This is a genomic window from Pradoshia sp. TA40_28, assembly GCF_059694525.1.
The window spans coordinates 154,855-175,053 of sequence record NZ_JCATZO010000001.1; the positions used below are offsets into that span (position 1 = coordinate 154,855).

General features: G+C 40.9%; 21 protein-coding genes. 20 read left to right on the top strand and 1 reads right to left on the bottom strand.

The annotated features are described in order from the left end of the window. The first annotated feature begins 170 nt into the window (after positions 1 to 170). Together rpoE and pyrG are read left to right on the top strand one after the other, a co-directional pair. Positions 171 to 743 carry a DNA-directed RNA polymerase subunit delta gene (rpoE, locus tag AC58NB_RS00685; protein WP_497424881.1) on the top strand — a complete coding sequence of 191 codons (573 nt, stop codon included), beginning with the start codon at positions 171 to 173 and terminating at the stop codon, positions 741 to 743. Positions 744 to 964: 221 nt separating this feature from the next. Then, a complete protein-coding gene (gene pyrG / locus AC58NB_RS00690; RefSeq protein WP_497424882.1) occupies positions 965 to 2,563 on the top strand; it encodes a CTP synthase in 1,599 nt (532 codons plus the stop codon). 310 nt (positions 2,564 to 2,873) lie between these two features. Here pyrG and AC58NB_RS00695 read toward each other — a convergent pair whose 3' ends face one another. Beyond that, positions 2,874 to 3,419 (bottom strand): DUF2529 family protein, encoded by a 546-nt coding sequence (locus AC58NB_RS00695; RefSeq protein WP_497424883.1) that lies wholly within the window; start codon positions 3,417 to 3,419, stop codon positions 2,874 to 2,876. 221 nt (positions 3,420 to 3,640) lie between these two features. Here AC58NB_RS00695 and AC58NB_RS00700 point away from each other — a divergent pair, with 221 nt between their 5' ends. The 18 genes from AC58NB_RS00700 to glyA all read left to right on the top strand — a co-directional run bounded on the left by AC58NB_RS00700 (position 3,641) and on the right by glyA (position 20,001). Then, positions 3,641 to 4,018, top strand: coding sequence for a response regulator (locus AC58NB_RS00700; protein ID WP_497424884.1), 378 nt, complete (start codon positions 3,641 to 3,643; stop codon positions 4,016 to 4,018). Between the two features lie 166 nt (positions 4,019 to 4,184). After that, the gene (locus AC58NB_RS00705; RefSeq protein WP_497424885.1) at positions 4,185 to 5,042 is read left to right on the top strand and encodes a class II fructose-bisphosphate aldolase; all 858 of its coding nucleotides are present in this window, start codon (positions 4,185 to 4,187) and stop codon (positions 5,040 to 5,042) included. Between the two features lie 155 nt (positions 5,043 to 5,197). After that, positions 5,198 to 5,848, top strand: coding sequence for a fructose-6-phosphate aldolase (gene fsa, locus AC58NB_RS00710; protein WP_497424886.1), 651 nt, complete (start codon positions 5,198 to 5,200; stop codon positions 5,846 to 5,848). 144 nt (positions 5,849 to 5,992) lie between these two features. Beyond that, positions 5,993 to 7,279 (top strand): UDP-N-acetylglucosamine 1-carboxyvinyltransferase, encoded by a 1,287-nt coding sequence (gene murA / locus AC58NB_RS00715; RefSeq protein WP_497424887.1) that lies wholly within the window; start codon positions 5,993 to 5,995, stop codon positions 7,277 to 7,279. 28 nt (positions 7,280 to 7,307) lie between these two features. Further along, on the top strand, positions 7,308 to 8,273 hold the full coding sequence (gene glpX, locus AC58NB_RS00720) for a class II fructose-bisphosphatase (RefSeq protein WP_497424888.1): 966 nt from the start codon (positions 7,308 to 7,310) through the stop codon (positions 8,271 to 8,273). Positions 8,274 to 8,614: 341 nt separating this feature from the next. Further along, positions 8,615 to 9,898 carry a transcription termination factor Rho gene (gene rho, locus AC58NB_RS00725; protein WP_497424889.1) on the top strand — a complete coding sequence of 428 codons (1,284 nt, stop codon included), beginning with the start codon at positions 8,615 to 8,617 and terminating at the stop codon, positions 9,896 to 9,898. A 124-nt stretch (positions 9,899 to 10,022) separates the two neighbouring features. Next, complete coding sequence (gene rpmE, locus AC58NB_RS00730; RefSeq protein WP_497424890.1) at positions 10,023 to 10,241, top strand: 50S ribosomal protein L31; 219 nt, start codon at positions 10,023 to 10,025, stop codon at positions 10,239 to 10,241. A gap of 301 nt (positions 10,242 to 10,542) precedes the next feature. After that, positions 10,543 to 11,181, top strand: coding sequence for a thymidine kinase (locus tag AC58NB_RS00735; protein WP_497424891.1), 639 nt, complete (start codon positions 10,543 to 10,545; stop codon positions 11,179 to 11,181). A gap of 204 nt (positions 11,182 to 11,385) precedes the next feature. Continuing rightward, positions 11,386 to 12,456: a peptide chain release factor 1 gene (gene prfA, locus AC58NB_RS00740; protein ID WP_497424892.1), complete on the top strand. Its 1,071-nt coding sequence runs from the start codon at positions 11,386 to 11,388 to the stop codon at positions 12,454 to 12,456. Positions 12,457 to 12,461: 5 nt separating this feature from the next. Then, positions 12,462 to 13,319, top strand: a complete 858-nt coding sequence (gene prmC, locus AC58NB_RS00745) for a peptide chain release factor N(5)-glutamine methyltransferase (RefSeq protein WP_497425146.1) — start codon at positions 12,462 to 12,464, stop codon at positions 13,317 to 13,319. A gap of 243 nt (positions 13,320 to 13,562) precedes the next feature. Then, positions 13,563 to 14,483, top strand: a complete 921-nt coding sequence (gene spoIIR / locus AC58NB_RS00750; RefSeq protein WP_497424893.1) for a stage II sporulation protein R — start codon at positions 13,563 to 13,565, stop codon at positions 14,481 to 14,483. Positions 14,484 to 14,778: 295 nt separating this feature from the next. Further along, positions 14,779 to 15,213: a GNAT family N-acetyltransferase gene (locus AC58NB_RS00755; RefSeq protein ID WP_497424894.1), complete on the top strand. Its 435-nt coding sequence runs from the start codon at positions 14,779 to 14,781 to the stop codon at positions 15,211 to 15,213. A gap of 172 nt (positions 15,214 to 15,385) precedes the next feature. Beyond that, positions 15,386 to 16,438, top strand: a complete 1,053-nt coding sequence (locus AC58NB_RS00760; protein ID WP_497424895.1) for an L-threonylcarbamoyladenylate synthase — start codon at positions 15,386 to 15,388, stop codon at positions 16,436 to 16,438. Positions 16,439 to 16,493: 55 nt separating this feature from the next. Next, entirely contained in the window at positions 16,494 to 17,054 is a 561-nt protein-coding gene (locus AC58NB_RS00765; RefSeq protein ID WP_497424896.1) for a manganese efflux pump MntP, read from the top strand. A gap of 77 nt (positions 17,055 to 17,131) precedes the next feature. Beyond that, positions 17,132 to 17,575, top strand: a complete 444-nt coding sequence (locus tag AC58NB_RS00770; protein ID WP_497424897.1) for a low molecular weight protein arginine phosphatase — start codon at positions 17,132 to 17,134, stop codon at positions 17,573 to 17,575. Between the two features lie 49 nt (positions 17,576 to 17,624). Beyond that, entirely contained in the window at positions 17,625 to 18,062 is a 438-nt protein-coding gene (gene rpiB, locus AC58NB_RS00775) for a ribose 5-phosphate isomerase B (protein ID WP_497424898.1), read from the top strand. A gap of 21 nt (positions 18,063 to 18,083) precedes the next feature. Continuing rightward, on the top strand, positions 18,084 to 18,644 hold the full coding sequence (locus tag AC58NB_RS00780) for a TIGR01440 family protein (RefSeq protein ID WP_497424899.1): 561 nt from the start codon (positions 18,084 to 18,086) through the stop codon (positions 18,642 to 18,644). Between the two features lie 115 nt (positions 18,645 to 18,759). Then, positions 18,760 to 20,001, top strand: coding sequence for a serine hydroxymethyltransferase (glyA, locus tag AC58NB_RS00785; RefSeq protein WP_497424900.1), 1,242 nt, complete (start codon positions 18,760 to 18,762; stop codon positions 19,999 to 20,001). Positions 20,002 to 20,199 lie beyond the last annotated feature (198 nt).

Genomic DNA, 20,199 nt, shown 5'->3' on the forward strand with positions numbered 1-20,199 from the left:
TCTCCTCCTGGCCTTATTATTATGGCTTTTTAGTTCTATCCTTTTGTAGCCATACAAGGAAAAAGTATAGAACGGATAAAATAAAGTGGCAAAATGATGAATCGTTTGGTTATAATGGGATATGCATAATTGGGCATTCATGTTGATTTGATAGAAAGGAAGTGCGAACAATGAAACTAGCCAACCTGTCTAAGGAAGAAGTAAGCGAAATGGCTTACATTGAAATTGCGAACGTATTACTAATAGAAAAGAAAGAAGCAATAGATTTTAAGGTAATGATGGATAAAATCCAAAAGTTACTTGGTTTATCAGATGCTGAAGTTAGCGAAAAAATGGGTCAATTCTATACAGATTTGAATATAGATGGCCGTTTTATCAGTATTGGAGATAATCGTTGGGGACTAAAAGGCTGGTACCCTGTTGAACAAGTAGAAGAAGAAACAGTTCCAGCTTCTAAAGTGAAGAAGAAGAAAAAAGGTAAAAAAGCGATTGTCGATGATTTTGATGATGTGGATGAAGATCTTGATTTCGACGATCTTGATGACTTCGAAGAAGAAGACGATGAGGATGAAACGTTGATTGATGACTTCGACGATATCGATGACGATGACGACGATGATGACGATGATGAGGATTTAATCGAAGATGAAGTTCTCGTTGAGGATGAATATGATCTTGATGATGATGAAGATGAGGAAGAAGAATTAGAGATTGATGACGATGATGAGGACGACAAACTATAATCTTTTAACCTTGACTTCAAGTGTCAATCTTTGTAGAATATTCATTGGGCTCCTTTAAAATAAAGGAAACACGATTAAGCGATTTTAAGCTCCCTTGCTTGCAAGGGAGCTTTTTTTATTTTATTAGGGATAGGTCCGATTAAAAAACAAAAAATAATCTAGATGAATAGAGATTAGTGCTTGTCAAATAAATTCAATATGATCTTTAGGAGGTTTTTTATATGACAAAATATATTTTTGTTACGGGTGGCGTTGTATCATCCTTAGGCAAAGGAATCACAGCTGCTTCATTGGGCCGTTTATTAAAAAACAGAGGATTGAAAGTAACAATCCAAAAATTTGATCCATATATTAACGTGGACCCAGGAACCATGAGTCCTTACCAACATGGTGAAGTGTTCGTAACGGATGACGGTGCAGAAACAGATTTAGACTTAGGTCACTATGAACGTTTTATTGATATCAATTTATCTAAGCTTTCCAACGTAACAACAGGTAAAGTATACTCTCACGTATTGAAAAAAGAACGTCGCGGAGACTATTTAGGTGGTACTGTCCAAGTTATCCCTCATATCACGAATGAAATTAAAGAGCGGATTATGAAAGCTGGACATGATACAAATGCAGATGTCGTTATTACTGAAATTGGTGGAACAGTAGGGGATATTGAATCCTTGCCATTCCTTGAAGCAATCCGTCAAATTAAGAGTGATATTGGCAGCGATAATGTCCTATACATTCACTGTACACTCATTCCTTACCTAAAAGCTGCGGGTGAAATGAAAACGAAGCCTACTCAGCACAGTGTTAAAGAATTGCGCAGCCTGGGCATTCAGCCAAATATCATCGTTGTGCGTACAGAATTGCCAATCTCTCAGGATATGAAAGACAAACTCGCTCTATTCTGTGATATTGATAAAAATTCTGTCATTGAGTGCCGTGATGCGGAAACTCTTTATTCCATCCCATTGGATTTACAGGCGCAAGGAATGGATGAAATTGTTTGTAACCATTTAAAATTACAAACAAATGATGCTGATATGACAGAATGGAAAGAGTTGCTTCATAAAGTAACAAACCTAACTAAAGAAGTGAAAATCGGTCTTGTTGGAAAATACGTCGAGCTTCAAGATGCCTATATTTCCGTAGTGGAAGCACTAAAACATGCCGGATATGCATTTGATGCAGATGTGAAAATTAAATGGATTAATTCAGAGCATGTAAGCAAAGAAAACGTAAACGAATTGCTGGATGATGTCGATGGTATTTTAGTACCGGGTGGATTCGGTGACCGCGGTGTTGAAGGGAAAATCCTAGCAACTGAATATGCTCGTATTAACAAAAAGCCATTCTTCGGAATCTGCCTTGGAATGCAGCTGGCATCTATTGAATATGCACGTAATGTTCTTGGATTAAAAGACGCTCATTCTTCTGAGCTTAATCCGGATACGACAAATCCAATTATTGACTTGCTTCCTGAGCAAAAAGATATTGAGGATCTTGGCGGAACTCTTCGACTTGGATTATATCCATGTAAAATTATGCCTGGAACAAAAACATATGATGCTTACCAGGATGAAGTGGTTTATGAACGTCACCGCCACCGTTATGAATTCAACAATCATTATCGTGAAGATATGGAGAAAAACGGCTTTATCTTCTCTGGTACAAGCCCGGATGGACGTCTAGTAGAAATTATTGAATTAAAGGATCATCCTTGGTTCATTGCTTCTCAATTCCATCCTGAATTCAAGTCAAGACCGCAACGTCCACAACCATTGTTCCGTGAATTCATTCATGCATCACTTGGTGAAAAATAAGGATAAAGTAAAAGGTGTACCGAAAGTCATTTGGCTTTTGGTACACCTTTTTGTTATGGGGAAAAGGGCAGAGATGAATCAAACCCCAGATGTATAAAATTAGACCTTTATCCCTTCATTGGTCTCTCTGCCTTACCGAAAGGAGAGAATAAGCTGAAAAGGCGATTATTATATCGAAAGAGATTAACATCCTTCACTTATTTAAGAAAAATTTTTATTAGACAGAAACTTTTGTCCTACAAAATCAGACAAGAAACTTGCCGGTATGCGCTTACGTAATGTAAAGTTATTTTTTGGCCAAACAGGATAATTATTCTTCTTCATATTCCTTAATGATCTCATCGATTGACAGAGTGATTCCTTGATAAACAAAGAGGGCGGCAGCAAGGGTGGGAATCCCGCTTCTTGTACCATCTTCATTTGGAACAAGACCTCTGTTTGCCTTTATATCAATATGGATATCTGCCAGGTTGGCAAGGTTTGGACTGTCCATATCCTCGGCAGTAGGTGCCAGGGAAACGGCAACGAAAGGAATGCGCTGTCCATTTAAAGATTCAGCCAGTGCCACAGCTTCCGGTTCATTTGCGGAGCGTGCAAAGATGATAGCGCGGTCTCGTTGTTCGACCTGAGCCATATACTGACCGTTGTACAATCGTTTCATGCCTTTTAATGGTTCTGGACCATCAATGGCCTGGCTGATAATTCCGTTCATTTCTTTGAAACCATGTAGATAAACAGTACCATGGCTGACTAAAGCCTGAGCTAATAATCTCGCCGCGTCTTCCATATTTTCTTGTTCATTTTGTTCAATTTTTTTATAAATGCCGCTTAATTGAGTTAAATATATTTTCAACATTTAGTTCAACTCCTGATTTTAATAGTAATAGATGATCTTAGTCATTAGTTGTACTTGTACAGTAGTAAAAGGAAGCGTTCTTGTCAAAGTATAAAGGCTTGAACGGAAATTGTCGAAAGACATTTTCATCTCAATAGAGGATTATCTACCTATTAGTAGAACTTATAATTAAAACGCTTCTATATTTATACAGGCTAACTTAAAAGAAGGAGCTGTGTAAAATGAATGAAAAAATTTTAATTGTTGATGATCAATTTGGCATTAGAATATTGCTGAATGAAGTTCTGCAGCAGGAAGGATATCAAACATACCTGGCTGCAAATGGGGAGCAGGCATTGGCACTCCAGAAAAGTGAATCACCTGATTTAGTATTACTGGATATGAAAATCCCCGGTATGGACGGAATTGAGATTTTAAAAAGAATGAAAGAAGAAGATCGGGACATTCGTGTATTAATTATGACAGCGTATGGAGAATTAGATATGATTCAGGAAGCAATGAACCTGGGCGCTCTAACGCATTTTGCAAAACCATTTGATATTGATGATATAAGGAAAGCGGTAAAGGATCATTTGCCGTATGCCAATATTGACAGTTAAATGTACATTTTGCACTCTTGTTGATAGTTTTGTGACAAGTTGATATGCTAGAGATGACTTCCCTCTTAAGCTTTTTGCAAAAGGGGGAATACATATCGATCCATTAGGGAAAATGATAAGGGAAGCCGTTTGGCTCGTATCTTATTATTAACAAGGAGGAAGAAAAATGCCTTTAGTATCAATGACTGAAATGCTAAACAAAGCAAAAGAAGAAGGATATGCAGTTGGACAGTTTAACATCAACAACTTAGAGTACACGCAAGCGATTCTTCAAGCTGCTGAGGAAGAAAAATCTCCGGTAATCTTAGGGGTTTCTGAAGGGGCTGCTCGTTACATGGGCGGTTTCAAAGTGTGTGTAGCTATGACAAAAGCCTTAATGGAAGAATACAAGACAACAGTTCCGGTTGCTATTCACTTAGACCACGGTTCTAGCTTTGAAAAATGTAAAGAAGCTGTTGATGCAGGATTCACTTCCGTTATGATTGATGCTTCTCATCACCCATACGAAGAGAATATTGAAATCACATCTAAAGTGGTTGAATATGCTCATGCGAATGGCGTTTCTGTTGAAGCTGAACTGGGAACAGTTGGCGGACAGGAAGATGATGTAGTCGCTGATGGCGTTATCTATGCTGACGTTGAAGAGTGTAAAGATCTTGTGAAACGTACAAATATTGACTGTCTTGCTCCTGCGTTAGGTTCTGTTCACGGACCTTACAAAGGCGAACCAAATCTAGGATTCAAGGAAATGGAAGAAATCGGAAAAGAAACTGGTATGCCTCTAGTCCTTCATGGTGGATCCGGTATTCCTTTACACGATATTCAAAAAGCTATTTCTCTTGGAACAGCTAAAATCAATGTAAATACTGAAAACCAAATTACTTCTACTAAAGCAGTACGCGAAGTATTAGCTGCTGATAAAGAAGTCTATGACCCACGTAAATACCTTGGACCAGCTCGTGAAGCAATTAAAGAAACAGTTATCGGTAAAATGCGTGAATTTGGTTCTAATAACAGAGCATAAACTTATTTTTACAAGGGGGATACCATTAATCATGGGATCCTCTTTTTTGTTTTTATCAAAAGTATAGGAATTTATCGATAATATTATTTGCCGAAAATGAAGAACAATGCCACAATATAGAAAGATACGAATACCTAATTAGGAGGAATTTAACAATGAAATTCTTTATAGATACAGCTAATTTAAATGAAATTAAAGAAGCGCATGCACTTGGTGTATTAGCAGGAGTAACAACAAACCCATCACTAGTAGCGAAAGAAAAGGATGTTTCTTTCCATGATCGTCTTCGTGAAATTACAGCTTTGGTACCAGGTTCAGTAAGTGCAGAGGTTATTGCCTTGGATGCGGAAGGCATGATTCGTGAAGGAAAAGAATTGGCTGAGATTGCACCAAATATCACAGTAAAAGTACCAATGACTCCGGATGGATTAAAAGCTGTTCATGCTTTAACTGAAGCAGGAATTAAAACTAATGTAACGTTGATTTTTAATGCCAATCAGGCATTGCTTGCTGCTAGAGCAGGTGCGACTTATGTTTCTCCTTTCATTGGTAGATTAGATGATATTGGACAAAACGGATTGGATTTAATTGCTGAAATTGCAGAGATCTTTGCGATTCATAATATCGATTCTCAAATTATTGCGGCAAGTATCCGTCATCCGCAGCACGTGACACAAGCAGCACTTCGTGGTGCGCATATTGCGACTGTACCATATAATGTCATTCTTCAAATCTGTAAGCATCCATTAACAGACAAGGGGATTGAAGCGTTCCTGAAAGATTGGGAATCCAGAACAGAGAAATAAAATTTGGTAAAATGTGTATGAATAGTTGGAGCTTGTGAAATAATTTGACAGACTCGCTTTAATTCAGGGGATTTTTGTGGTAATATTTACCTTATTCTCGCCGGGCGTTTATAAACTGCATCAAGGGCGCAGAAGGGAGCTATTATGGAAAAACTTAAAATAGCGGGTGGGTATCCGCTAAAAGGGGAAGTTCGCATAAGTGGTGCAAAGAATAGTGCAGTGGCTTTAATCCCAGCAACTATTCTAGCTGACTCGTCTGTAACAATTGAGGGGCTTCCTAATATCTCTGACGTAGAAATGCTAAAAGGATTACTTGAAGAAATCGGTGGTCAAGTATCACTTGATTCTAATGAAATGACGGTCGATCCATCTAATATGATTTCAATGCCTCTTCCAAACGGAAGGGTTAAACAATTACGTGCATCCTATTACTTAATGGGAGCTATGCTAGGTAAATTCAAGAAAGCAGTTATTGGTCTGCCTGGCGGATGTCACTTAGGACCAAGACCGATCGATCAGCATATTAAAGGATTTGAAGCTTTAGGAGCTCAGGTAACAAATGAGCAGGGAGCGATCTATTTGCGTGCTGAGGAATTGCGCGGAGCCAGAATCTACCTGGATGTTGTCAGCGTCGGTGCGACGATTAATATTATGCTGGCAGCTGTTTTGGCTAAGGGTAAAACTATCATTGAGAACGCTGCGAAAGAGCCAGAAATTATTGATGTTGCCACATTGTTAACGAATATGGGGGCTCGTATCAAAGGTGCGGGGACAGATGTTATCCGCATCGAGGGTGTAGAAAAACTCCATGGCTGCAAGCATACCATCATTCCGGACCGTATAGAGGCAGGAACTTATATGATTATTGCAGCGGCAGTTGGCGATGGCATATTAATTGATAATGTGATCCCGCAGCATCTTGAATCCTTGATCGCTAAGCTCAGAGAAATGGGAGTCACCATTGAAGAACGAGACGATCAAATTTATATACCGAAAGCTGAACAATTAAAAGCAGTAGATATTAAAACGCTTGTATATCCTGGTTTTCCGACAGATTTACAGCAGCCTATAACAGCACTCCTGACCAAGGCTCAAGGATCTTCGGTTGTTACGGATACTATTTATGGAGCTCGATTTAAACATATAGATGAATTAAGCAGGATGAATGCTGATATCAAGGTAGAAGGTCGTTCTGCGATTATCAAAGGACCCGTTCAGCTTAATGGAGCAAAAGTGAAGGCCAGTGATTTACGAGCCGGAGCTGCTTTAATTGCTAGCGGTCTAATGGCAGAAGGAATCACTGAGATAACCGGACTCGAGCATATCGATCGGGGATACAGCTTTATAGTGGACAAGCTTTCAGGACTGGGAGCCACCATATGGAGAGAAAAATTATCACCGAGAGAGATAGAGCAACTTAAGAACTCTTAATGCTAAAGAGCGGGAGGAACTGAGTGAGATGGAAAGAAGTTTATCCATGGAGTTAGTAAGGGTTACAGAAGCGGCAGCATTGGCATCTGCGAGATGGATGGGTCGCGGTGTAAAGGACGAAGCTGACGATGCCGCAACATCTGCTATGCGCGATGTGTTTGATACCGTGCCAATGAAGGGTACAGTCGTGATTGGGGAAGGTGAAATGGATGAAGCCCCCATGCTTTATATCGGTGAGAAATTGGGTACAGGCTATGGCCAAAGAGTGGATGTAGCTGTGGACCCACTTGAAGGAACCAATATAGTAGCATCAGGAGGCTGGAATGCACTTGCAGTTCTTGCAATTGCTGACCATGGAAACCTGCTTCATGCACCGGATATGTATATGGATAAAATTGCAGTTGGCCCGGAAGCAGTAGGTCAAATCGATATTAATGCTTCTGTTCTGGATAACTTAAAAGCCGTAGCAAAAGCAAAGAACAAAGACATCGAGGATATTGTTGCGACCGTATTGCACCGTGAAAGGCATGCTGGCATCATTGAAGAACTCAGAAAAGCGGGAGCTCGTATAAAGTTAATCAATGATGGAGATGTTGCTGGAGCGATCAATACAGCGTTTGATAATACAGGTGTGGATATTTTGTTTGGCTCCGGGGGAGCTCCTGAAGGCGTCCTTTCCGCAGTGGCATTAAAATGTCTGGGCGGAGAGTTTCAGGGGAAATTGCTTCCGCAAAGTGATGAGGAACTGGCGCGTTGTGAAAAAATGGGCCTGAATGTCAATAAAGTCCTTCTCATGGAAGATCTTGTCCGTGGCGATGATGCGATCTTTGCAGCTACTGGAGTGACAGATGGTGAACTTCTTAAAGGTGTTCAGTTCAAAAGCAATTATGGACTGACTCATTCAGTAGTGATGAGAGCGAAATCTGGTACTGTCCGTTTTGTTGAAGGTCGGCACAGTCTAAATAAGAAACCAAATTTGGTTATGAAACCATGACTTAGGTAAAGATGGTAGTTCCTCCAGATGAAAATCTGGAGGATTTTATTATAAAAATTATAAAATTGTGATATATTGAGAATGTTATGATGTTTTAGAAAAAATGTATAAGTAGTTAAAAGTTGAAGTCTTAATCAAAAGCGAGTAAAATGGATTTGTTTTTGAGAAAAAAATAGAATAGAATAGAAATGCTAATATAGCGATAAATGGTTTACGAGAACTAAACCGCAACTCATCCTTTTACCTTCCTAAATATTTTCTTCTTGATAACCCTATCCATGTAAGTACTAACAAATCACTAAAAATCAATTAAATCAATTAACTTAAAGTGTGGTGTCATAATGGAATTAACAATCTCTGATTTAGAGAATTTAAAGCTTAAAGAACTGTATGAACAAGCTAAAAAATATAAAGTATCTTATTATAGCAAGCTGACAAAGAAAGAACTGATTTTTGCCATTTTAAAGGCACAAGCAGAGCGGGACGGCTACCTGTTCATGGAAGGTGTATTAGAAATTATTCCATCTGAAGGATTTGGGTTCCTAAGACCGATTAATTACTCGCCAAGCTCAGAGGACATCTATATTTCGGCTTCTCAAATTCGCCGATTTGACCTAAGAAACGGCGATAAAGTATCCGGTAAAGTGCGTCCGCCTAAAGAGAATGAACGGTATTATGGATTATTGCATGTAGAAGCGGTGAATGGAGATAATCCTGAATCAGCTAAAGAAAGAGTGCATTTCCCAGCGCTGACACCTCTGTATCCTGATCGCCAAGTTGTACTTGAAACAACCCCTCGAAATGTATCCACACGTGTAATGGATATCGTGGCGCCGGTTGGATTTGGACAACGTGGATTGATTGTAGCGCCTCCAAAAGCGGGTAAAACGATGCTCCTTAAAGAAATTGCCAATGCCATTACAACGAATCATCCGGATGCTGAATTAATCGTCTTATTAATTGATGAGCGTCCTGAGGAAGTAACGGATATCGAGCGATCTGTACAGGCGGATGTAGTCAGTTCAACATTTGATGAGGTTCCTGAAAACCATATCAAAGTAGCAGAGCTTGTATTAGAACGTGCAATGCGCCTTGTTGAACATAAACGCGATGTTATTATTTTAATGGATAGTATTACAAGATTGGCGCGTGCCTATAACCTTGTGATTCCACCAAGCGGCAGAACGTTGTCAGGTGGGATTGATCCGGCGGCATTCCACCGTCCGAAGCGTTTCTTTGGGGCTGCCCGTAATATTGAAGAGGGCGGCAGCTTAACGATTCTCGCGACTGCTCTTGTTGATACGGGTTCCCGTATGGATGACGTTATCTATGAAGAATTTAAAGGAACAGGTAATATGGAGCTTCACCTGGATCGATCACTGGCAGAACGCAGAATATTCCCGGCTATTGATATTCGCCGTTCCGGAACAAGAAAAGAAGAGCTCATCGTTCCAAAAGATCATTTAGAAAAATTATGGGCTATACGTAAGACAATGTCAGATATGCCAGATTTTGCTGAGCGTTTATTACGTAAAATGAAACAAACTAAAACAAATCAGGAATTCTTTCAATACCTGGATGACGAAATGAAAAAGTCGACGGGCGGATCAAAAAGAGTCTTGTAAGAGTGGACAGTAATGGTTGATTTAAACTGGCACGTCTGCTATAATATCTTAAGTGTGCTCCAATTCGAAAGAGCACGCTTGATAACTCTGTTTCGAAAGACTCAGGGCGGAAGGAGTGGAAAAGATGAAAACAGGAATTCACCCTAATTACAAAAAAGCAACTGTTAAATGTGCTTGTGGTAATGAATTTGAAACTGGCTCCGTTAAAGAAGAGGTGCGCGTTGAGGTTTGTAACGAATGTCACCCATTCTACACTGGACGTCAAAAATTTGCTTCTGCTGATGGACGTGTTGAACGTTTCAACAAGAAGTATGGCTTCAAATCCCAACAACAAGAACAATAATTATGATTTTCGGAAACAGGCAGCGGGTAAGCCGCTTGCCTGTTTTTTGTTAGCAAGACTTTAACCGCAGCACAGGCAAGTATGTAAAGAGAATGAGCATGCTGACCTGTGTTATGTTTTTTTAGAGGTCCGTTAGAGCAATTTTATGACAAAAATGGTCCCTAATTATAGATTAGATAAATGATTTTTCTTATGCTATTTATAATGTATAATAGCTATTGGTAGAATAGAATACATGCAGAAATCTTATTAGCAAAAACCTAAATGGGTGGAGTAAAGACAGGAAGGGAGACCCCAACACATGTACGAAATGAAACAATCCGGCTGGATGGAATTAATTTGTGGCAGCATGTTTTCCGGAAAATCTGAAGAACTGATTCGCAGGGTAAGGAGAGCTGTCTTTGCCAAGCAATCGATTGCTGTTTTCAAACCGGCTATTGATAATCGCTACAGTGAGGAAGCGGTGGTTTCCCACAATGGATCTTCTGTTATTGCCAAAGCCATTACACATTCATCTAAAATCTTTGATCATATAGACTTGGATACAGACTTAATTGCCATTGATGAGGTACAGTTCTTTGATGAAGAAATTGTGCAAGTTGCTCAGCATTTAGCAGACAGCGGGTATCGTGTCATTTTGGCAGGCCTGGATCAAGACTTTAGAGGAGAACCATTCGGGCCGATGCCAGAGTTAATGTGTTTGGCAGAACTAGTAACAAAACTACAGGCGGTTTGTTCCGTATGCGGATCCCCGTCAAGCAGGACGCAGCGTCTGATTGACAATAAGCCTGCGAGCTATGATGAACCTGTTATCTTAGTGGGTGCATCTGAATCCTATGAACCAAGATGCCGTCATCATCATGAGGTGCCGGGTAAGCAAGAAACGGTTCATACACCAATTAGCGGCGGTGCTTTAGAATCTAAAACGAATAAACTTTAAAGAATGAACACCTCCGGAAGATAAATAGAGATTTGGAGGTGTTTTTGTATTTCGGGATATGGATATGCCAAGAAGAGATGATAAGTTTGGGGATCCTCTGTTATCTCTTTTTTCGTTTCCTCCTGAGTGTGGTACAATAAACAAATCAAAACGCTAAGGTGATGACACCTGCGTTTTTAAAAACCTGTTAATGAGGTGAAGAAGTTGATCGATCGTTTACAAGCGGTAGAAGACCGTTATGAAAGATTAAATGAGCTCTTAAGTGATCCAGAAATCGTAAATGACACAAAGAAGCTTCGTGACTATTCGAAGGAACAATCAGATATTCAGGAGACTGTCTTTGCTTATAGAGAATATAAAGATGTGCGTTCCCAATTTCAGGATGCTAAAGCAATGCTTGAAGAGAAGCTGGATGCTGAGATGCGTGAAATGGTGAAGGAAGAAGTGGATGAGCTTTCCGGACAAATGAAAGAGCTGGAAGAGAAGCTCAGAATATTGCTGATTCCAAAAGATCCGAATGATGACAAAAACGTAATTATGGAGATCCGTGGAGCAGCTGGCGGTGATGAAGCAGCCCTATTTGCCGGAAGCCTCTACAGAATGTACAGCCGTTATGCTGAAGCGCAAGGCTGGAAGATTGATGTAATGGATTCAAATCCAACCGGACTCGGCGGGTATAAAGAAATCATTTTTATGATTAATGGTAATGGCGCATACTCCAAAATGAAATTTGAAAACGGTGCCCATCGTGTACAACGTGTACCTGAAACAGAATCTGGCGGTCGTATTCATACATCAACGGCTACTGTAGCCTGCTTGCCAGAGGCAGAAGAAGTAGAAGTTGACGTGCATGAAAAAGATATCCGCGTAGATACGTTTGCATCAAGCGGACCAGGTGGACAAAGTGTAAATACAACCATGTCTGCTGTACGTCTTACACATCTTCCAACAGGAATAGTCGTATCCTGCCAGGATGAAAAATCACAGATTAAGAACAAAGAGAAAGCCATGAAAGTACTACGTGCGCGCGTTTATGATAAATTCCAGCAGGAAGCACAGGCTGAGTATGATAGTGCCCGTAAATCTGCCGTAGGTACCGGCGACCGTTCTGAACGTATACGTACGTATAATTTCCCGCAAAATCGTGTGACGGATCACCGCATTGGATTAACCATCCAAAAGCTTGATCAAATCATGGAAGGTAAACTTGATGAAGTCATCGATGCATTAATTGTTGAAGATCAGGCAAGCCGCCTTCAAAATGCGGAGGATTAAGAATGATGAAAGTGTATGAAGCTCTTCGATGGGCTTCTTCTTTTTTAAAAGAGAATGGCCGTGATGAAAATGCGGGAGAATGGCTGCTGATGGGGCAGCTAAACTTATCCCGTGCACAAATGCTTGCGAATATGCATGACGAGTTAACGGATGAGCAAGAAGCCATCTTTAAAAGGGATGTAAGGAAGCATGGGATTGATGCAGTTCCGGTGCAGCATATCCTTGGCAGTGAAGAGTTTTATGGCCGGACATTTCTAGTAAATGGGGATGTATTGATTCCGCGTCCTGAAACGGAAGAATTAATCTACCATGCCTTGGCCAAACTGAAAAAATGTTTTAGTAAGGACTCACGGTTGGAGATGGCTGATATTGGGACAGGCAGTGGAGCTATTGCCATAACGATGGCATTGGAATGCCCCAATGTGAACGTGACGGCTGTGGATCTCTCAGAAAAAGCATTGAAACAGGCTGCCCTCAATGCGGAACGGCTTCATGCAGAGGTGACGTTCTTACAAGGAGATTTGCTTAAGCCACTGATTGAGTCAGGTAAAAAGGTAGATATCCTTCTTTCCAATCCTCCTTATATTCCTGAATCTGACCGAGCAATTCTTTCAGATGTAGTTAAAAATCATGAACCACATCTCGCCTTATTTGCCGGAGATGATGGTCTGGATTGTTATCGACAAATCGCATCTGACCTGCCCAATGTACTTGCAGAGACTGCGTTAGTTGGGTTTGAGGTGGGTGCCGGACAGGGAGAGCAGGTAGCAGAACTGGTGCGAGCCGTTTATCCTGCTGCTCATGTAGAAGTCCTATTCGATATTAATGGTAAGGATCGTATGGTTTTTGCTGAGATAAACTAAACACAAGGACACATGCCTGTAAGCTGTGTCCTTTTTATATTCCGTTTTTTTTTGGCGTGTTCTCCAGAGACTTAAACCTCGGGTATGTCTTCCATCCTTCATCATTCATCCATTTCCAATCTCCCTCTCTCTATTTCAAGAAAAAGGTCATTCATTTTTGGTAGGAATAAAATTCAGATAATTATAGTTTAAGATAGAAAAAAACTGTCCACACTGTTGGTAGGTGAAAGGACGGTGCTTACGATGAAAATAAAAAAATACTTACCTTTACTATATATTCTATTCTTATGTGGAGCGACAATGACGGGGTTACTGACTCCGAAAAATAGTATATCTGCAACAGAAGAGGTTCAAGTTATACCAAACGAGGCGATTCGCTTACGAATTTTAGCAAACAGCAATAAGGAAACTGATCAGGAATTGAAGCGAGCCATCCGAGATGAAGTTAATAAAGAGATTAACAAGTGGGTAGCTGAATTAACGTCGATTGAGGAAGCTAGAAACGTCATAAACTCTCATTTACCTGATATTGAAGCTATAGCAAAAGATGTGATGGTAAGAGAAAATAATGTACAAAGTATACAGGTTGATTTCGGGGAAACCGTTTTTCCTACGAAACTATACGGACAATATTTATATCCAGCCGGAAAATATGAAGCGATTAAAATTACCTTAGGTGAAGGGGAAGGAGAAAATTGGTGGTGCGTTCTTTTTCCTCCACTCTGCTTCCTTGATTTCAACAGTGGTACGGCTGTAGCAAGTGAGTCTGATGCAACCATTCCTGAAGAGTCGCCGGAAGCGGAAGCGCCAGCTGTAAAGGATGAACAAACGAACAGCGATACAAATGAGGATGTAGTGGAACAAACAACAATCGTTACACAAGAGGTACAAGCAAGCCAAACAGAAGAACAAAACGTAGAACCAACACAAACAAAAGTTCAAGAGGAACAAGCGATTGAAGCGGTCAGCCAAATAGAACAACCGGTTGAAGAGGCGGAAATAACAGTTGAAAAGCCAGAAGAACAGGAATTGCAAGATAACGAGGAGGGCCAGCCTGAAAATGAAGCTGGACAGGAAGTTAATCCACCTGTTTATGAACATCAGGACGAAGAGCCAGTCAAAGTGAAATTCTTCCTAGTAGAGATGGTGAAAGATTTGTTTTAAAGAAACGGAATGAATTCTGAGGGAAACGCGAGTCCATTTTTAAAGAATCTATGGGAATAAATCGGACAGTAGGAAAAATTAGCTGAGTTGGGCCAGATTAGAGTGGAGAAATAGGGCGGAGTGGTCTCGAGATAGAGCAGAAAATAGGAAAATCCAGCCGAAGTCACTTGGAATCCAGCCAAACTCAGAGAAAATCCAGCCAGCTCAGAGTTCAATCGTTAATTAAGTTCTATTCTCCCTAGCAAATCATATTCATAGAGTAGAGTAATATTTGGTAGAGAAGGGAGAATAGAACGTGTATTATATATCTATATCAAAAAGCGATGATATTGAGGCAATTGAGCAGTTTATTAAAACGCAAGAGCTGGAAGTGAGCCATGCCGATATTTGTTCGGGCAAATTTATTCTTTTAAAAGATAAGAATTTATTAAAGGGCATGATTGGCCTTGAACCTTGCGGAGAATATGGGTTGCTCAGATCCTTCCTGTTTGTACCGGAGGCTCAAGCTCAAGTGCCAGCTCTTTTTGAAACTATATTGGCCTTGGCGAAGGAAAAAGGGTTGAGAAAAATCTTTCTTATCTCAAATAAACTTCAGGCATTAGGCTTTTTTGAAGCTCTTCAATTTGAGCGTGTGGATGACCGGGAGATTCCGGAACAGCTGAAGAATTCTCAGGCTGTGGAAAAGGTGTGGACAATGAAGGAAACATATTTTATGAAAAGAGCCTTGTGAGGATGGATTTATCCACGGTTTTGCCAGCTTTATTCACATACTGTGGATAAAGCTTGTTTTATTAACTGAATTCTTTTATACTTGCAAAGTAAATTTGTGAAAAATGTCGAAGAATCCCTTATTTAATAAGAAATAGATAGAGAATGATGTAGATTGGTGGCAGGTGATAGAAATGAAAACAAAAATGTGGACAGTGGATAAAGTTGTGGATAAAAACGAAAGTTATCCACAAATCGAGGAAGCGGCTCGAAAATTAAAGGCAGGGGAACTGATCGCCTTTCCAACTGAAACGGTCTATGGACTTGGAGCAAATGCCTTAATAGGGTCATCGGTAGCAGCTATTTATCAAGCAAAGGGAAGGCCGAGTGATAACCCATTAATTGTTCATATTGGGGATAAAGAGCAAGTGCATGGTCTTGTAAAAGAGATTCCTGCAGTCGCTGAGAAACTAATGGATCGATTTTGGCCAGGTCCTTTGACGTTAATTTTCGAAAAGAAAGAAGGAGTCTTCCCGGATGTAGTGACAGCAGGGCTTTCCTCAGTAGCGATCCGAATGCCAGATCATCCCGTTGCGCTTGATTTACTAAAGAAAGCTGGCTGTCCAACTGCGGCACCGAGTGCAAATCTGTCCGGGAAACCAAGTCCAACAACGGCAGAACATGTCCGTGAGGATTTGGATGAGAAAATCGCGGGGATTGTTGATGGAGGTCCAACTGGGGTTGGTTTGGAATCGACAGTGCTTGATGTGACAGGGGAGATCCCGCAAATTCTTAGGCCGGGCGGAATTACACGTGAGCAGCTGGAGGAAGTAGTCGGTGAGGTGTCCGTTGACCCTGGTTTGCTGAAGGGAAGTGATGCCCCGAAAGCGCCTGGAATGAAATACAAACATTACGCGCCTAAAGCGCCACTGACTCTTGTAGACGGTACCCCTCAGTTCATCCAAACATTAATTAACGAAGAACGTGCCACGGGTAAAAAAGTAGGCGTATATACAGTTGATGAACATGCCCATCTCTATGAGGCGGACATCATTGTTACTGGAGGAACCCGTGAGGAATTGAATTCTGTAGCTGAAAAAATGTATGGCGTACTGCGCCAATTTGATAAAGAGCAACCGGATCTTATTTTTGGAGAAGTATTTTCGGAAAAAGGGATCGGGCAGGCTATCATGAATCGATTGAAGAAGGCCGCAGGAGGAAGAATCATTCAACAAGACAAGTTCTAATCGATCCGGGACAGGCATATGTTTACTAAAGAGCTAGTCCCGGGAGGTAACTTGAATGGAACAATGGATGGTTGAATTATTTGGCCTGCTTTTTATGGCTATGGCACTCGGAATGGATGCCTTCTCAATTGGGTTGGGAATGGGATCATATAAGCTGAGGCTAAGGCAAGTACTCATCATTGGGTTGACCGTTGGTGTTTTTCATATGTGGATGCCACTCCTAGGTATCTTTTCAGGGAAATTATTGTCCGCTCAGTTTGGATTGTTTGCCTCATACGCTGGTGCTGGTTTATTACTCTTTCTTGGGCTGCAAATGCTCATCTCCGGTATGCAGGGGAAAAGTGAGACAGTTGTGGCTCCGGTTGGAACCGGATTAATTCTGTTTGCGATAAGTGTCAGTCTGGATAGTTTCTCCGTTGGCCTTAGTTTGGGGATGCTGGGGACCCAAGCGCTGATGACTATTCTCTGCTTTGGATTTTCTGCTTTTTTTCTAACGGTGGCAGGCTTGCTGTTAGGGAGGAGAGTACATTCATTTCTCGGTAAATACAGCCTGATTTTTGGGGGAAGCATCATGTTTGCGGTTGGGTTAAAGATCATCCTGCACCTGCATGGATAAAGATGTGTATCAGATTCATCTGGTACATTTTTTTATTGTCCGTAAATATTCTATAATGGGTTCAGGAGGGAATAAACTTGAAGAACATTTTATTTGTTTGTACGGGGAATACATGCCGAAGTCCAATGGCAGAAGCTATTTTGCGAAATTATAAACAAGCTGATTTGGAAGTGAAATCAGCAGGTGTCTATGCATGCGGAGGACAAGCCGCTTCTGAGTATGCCGCAAAGGTTCTTGATCAACATAAAATAGCCCATGACCATGCATCATCCCCTTTAACGGGTGAAGACATCGAATGGGCAACCTATATATTCACGATGACGGAAAGTCATAAACAGTTAATTGCTATGAATTATCCTCAAGCCATTGAAAAGACATTTACCTTAAAGGAATTTGTTAAAAATGATCCCGCAGACAGGGATATTTTGGACCCATTTGGGGGAAATGAACAAATATATGAACAAACTTTCCTTGAATTATCCTACTGGATCAAAAAGCTTCTGGAAAAATTAAGAGACTAGATTTAGGATAGAGGATGGGCAGTTTTTAAAATGAAGGGAGCCGTTTAACATGAAAGTAATTATTGCATCAGATCACGGCGGAATTAATATAAGAAAAGAAATTATGAATTTAATGGACGAGCTTGAGATTCAATATGAAGATCTTGGCTGCGATTGCGAAACATCTGTTGATTATCCAGATTATGCCCTGCCGGTTGCAAAACGAGTGGCAAATGGAGAATTTGACAGAGGAATCCTTATTTGTGGTACAGGGATTGGTATGAGCATTGCTGCAAATAAAGTAAAAGGAATTCGAGCAGCGCTGGTACATGATATGTTTAGTGCCCAGGCAACAAGAGCTCACAATAACAGCAATATCCTAACGATGGGAGAGCGTGTAATTGGTCCTGGCCTAGCGAGAGAAATTGCCCGTATTTGGCTGACTACTGAGTTTGAAGGCGGTCGCCATGAAACAAGAATCGGGAAAATAGCTGAAGCGGAAAAATAAACGAAGAAAGGCAGTATGCAAATGAGTGAGCTAAAAGTAGAGGAAATAAAAACTCAAGTGACTGCCATTCTGAATGATCTGGAAGCTGCTTTTCCAATGAATGGCCGTCTGTTGGTAATTGGCTGCAGCACCAGTGAAGTGATTGGAAAACGGATTGGTACGAGTGGGACGCTCGAAGTGGCACAGGCAATTTTTGAAGCTTTAGTTGAATTTTCCAAGCAAAAGGGAGCCTATTTGGCTTTCCAAGGCTGTGAGCATATCAACAGAGCTTTAATTATCGAACGAACAACAGCGATTAAATACGGATTGGATGAAGTATCCGTTGTACCTGCCCGGCATGCCGGAGGGGCATTGGCAGCCTATGCATTTAGGAATCTGGAAGATGCAGTTGTAGTCGAGCATATTAAAGCAGACGCAGGCATTGATATTGGCGATACGATGATTGGAATGCACTTGAAGCATGTAGCAGTGCCGCTGCGTTCCACGGTTAAGCAGATTGGTCAAGCTCATGTGGCATTTGCCATGACAAGACCGAAACTGATAGGTGGGCCGAGGGCTCAATATGATAGATTTAATGAATAGAAATGTAAGTATTTTACGTCGATGGAATAAATGACTATTACCCTTTATCGTGCTAGAATTGAAGGGACTAGAGTGAAGAATTGTCCGTTTTGACGAAAAGGGAGGAAGCTAGAAGATGAGGTATTTGCAAGAGCAGGACTCACAAGTATTTGATGCAATTCAACAAGAATTGGGCAGACAACGTGGAAAGATTGAACTTATCGCTTCTGAAAACTTTGTCAGCGAAGCAGTGATGGAAGCACAAGGATCCGTTCTAACGAATAAGTATGCGGAAGGATATCCGGGAAGACGCTATTACGGTGGTTGTGAGTATGTGGATATTGTTGAGGATTTAGCAAGAGAGCGTGCTAAACAGATATTTGGAGCGGAGCATGTAAATGTACAACCGCATTCAGGTGCTCAAGCGAATATGGCTGTTTATTTTACAATTTTGAATCCGGGAGATACGGTACTGGGGATGAATTTATCCCATGGAGGACACTTAACTCATGGCAGTCCTGTCAATTTCAGCGGGATCCAATACAATTTTGTTGAATACGGTGTTGATGAACAAACTCATCTTATCAATTACGATGATGTCAGAGAGAAAGCGATTCAATGTAAGCCTAAATTAATTGTTGCCGGAGCAAGTGCATACCCACGTACAATTGATTTCAAGAAGTTCCGTGAAATTGCGGATGAGGTGGGCGCTTACTTAATGGTAGACATGGCTCATATTGCTGGATTGGTGGCTGCCGGTCTTCACCCAAGCCCAATCCCTTATGCAGAATTCGTCACAACGACAACTCACAAAACATTGCGCGGACCACGTGGCGGAATGATTCTTTGTAAAGAAGAGTTTGCTAAAAAAATAGATAAGTCCATTTTTCCTGGTATCCAGGGCGGACCTCTTATGCACGTGATCGCCGCTAAAGCTGTGGCATTCGGCGAAGCGCTTCAGGATTCCTTCAAAGACTATGCGAAGGATATCGTGGAGAATGCAAAACGACTTGGCGAAAGTCTGCAAAAAGAAGGACTCACGATTGTTTCAGGTGGAACAGACAATCACTTATTGCTGATTGATGTTCGCTCCATTAACCTAACAGGTAAAGTGGCTGAAAAGGTATTGGATGATATCGGTATAACGGCAAATAAGAATACAATTCCATTTGATCCGGAAAGTCCATTTGTGACAAGCGGGATCCGTATTGGTACAGCGGCTGTCACAAGCCGTGGATTCCAATTGGAAGATATGGATGAGATTGCTGCAATTATCAGTCTCGCCCTCAAAAACCATGAGGATGAAGAAAAGCTGAAAGAAGCAGCAGAGCGAGTGACAAAGCTATCCAGTAAATATGAATTATATCCTGATTATTAAGGATGTGCTTAAGGGGTATTGATGAGTCCATTAACGGCTTATTGATACCCCTTTTTTAAGGAATTGAGTAAACGTAAGGATTGGATTTTTTAGGAGATTTATCGTTTTAGCCCTTTTGCGACGAAAGAAATGCAACCCGCTATTAAACACTTACTCACTCACCATCCAGGTCTGTGACAAGTTGTTGGAAGAAGGAAG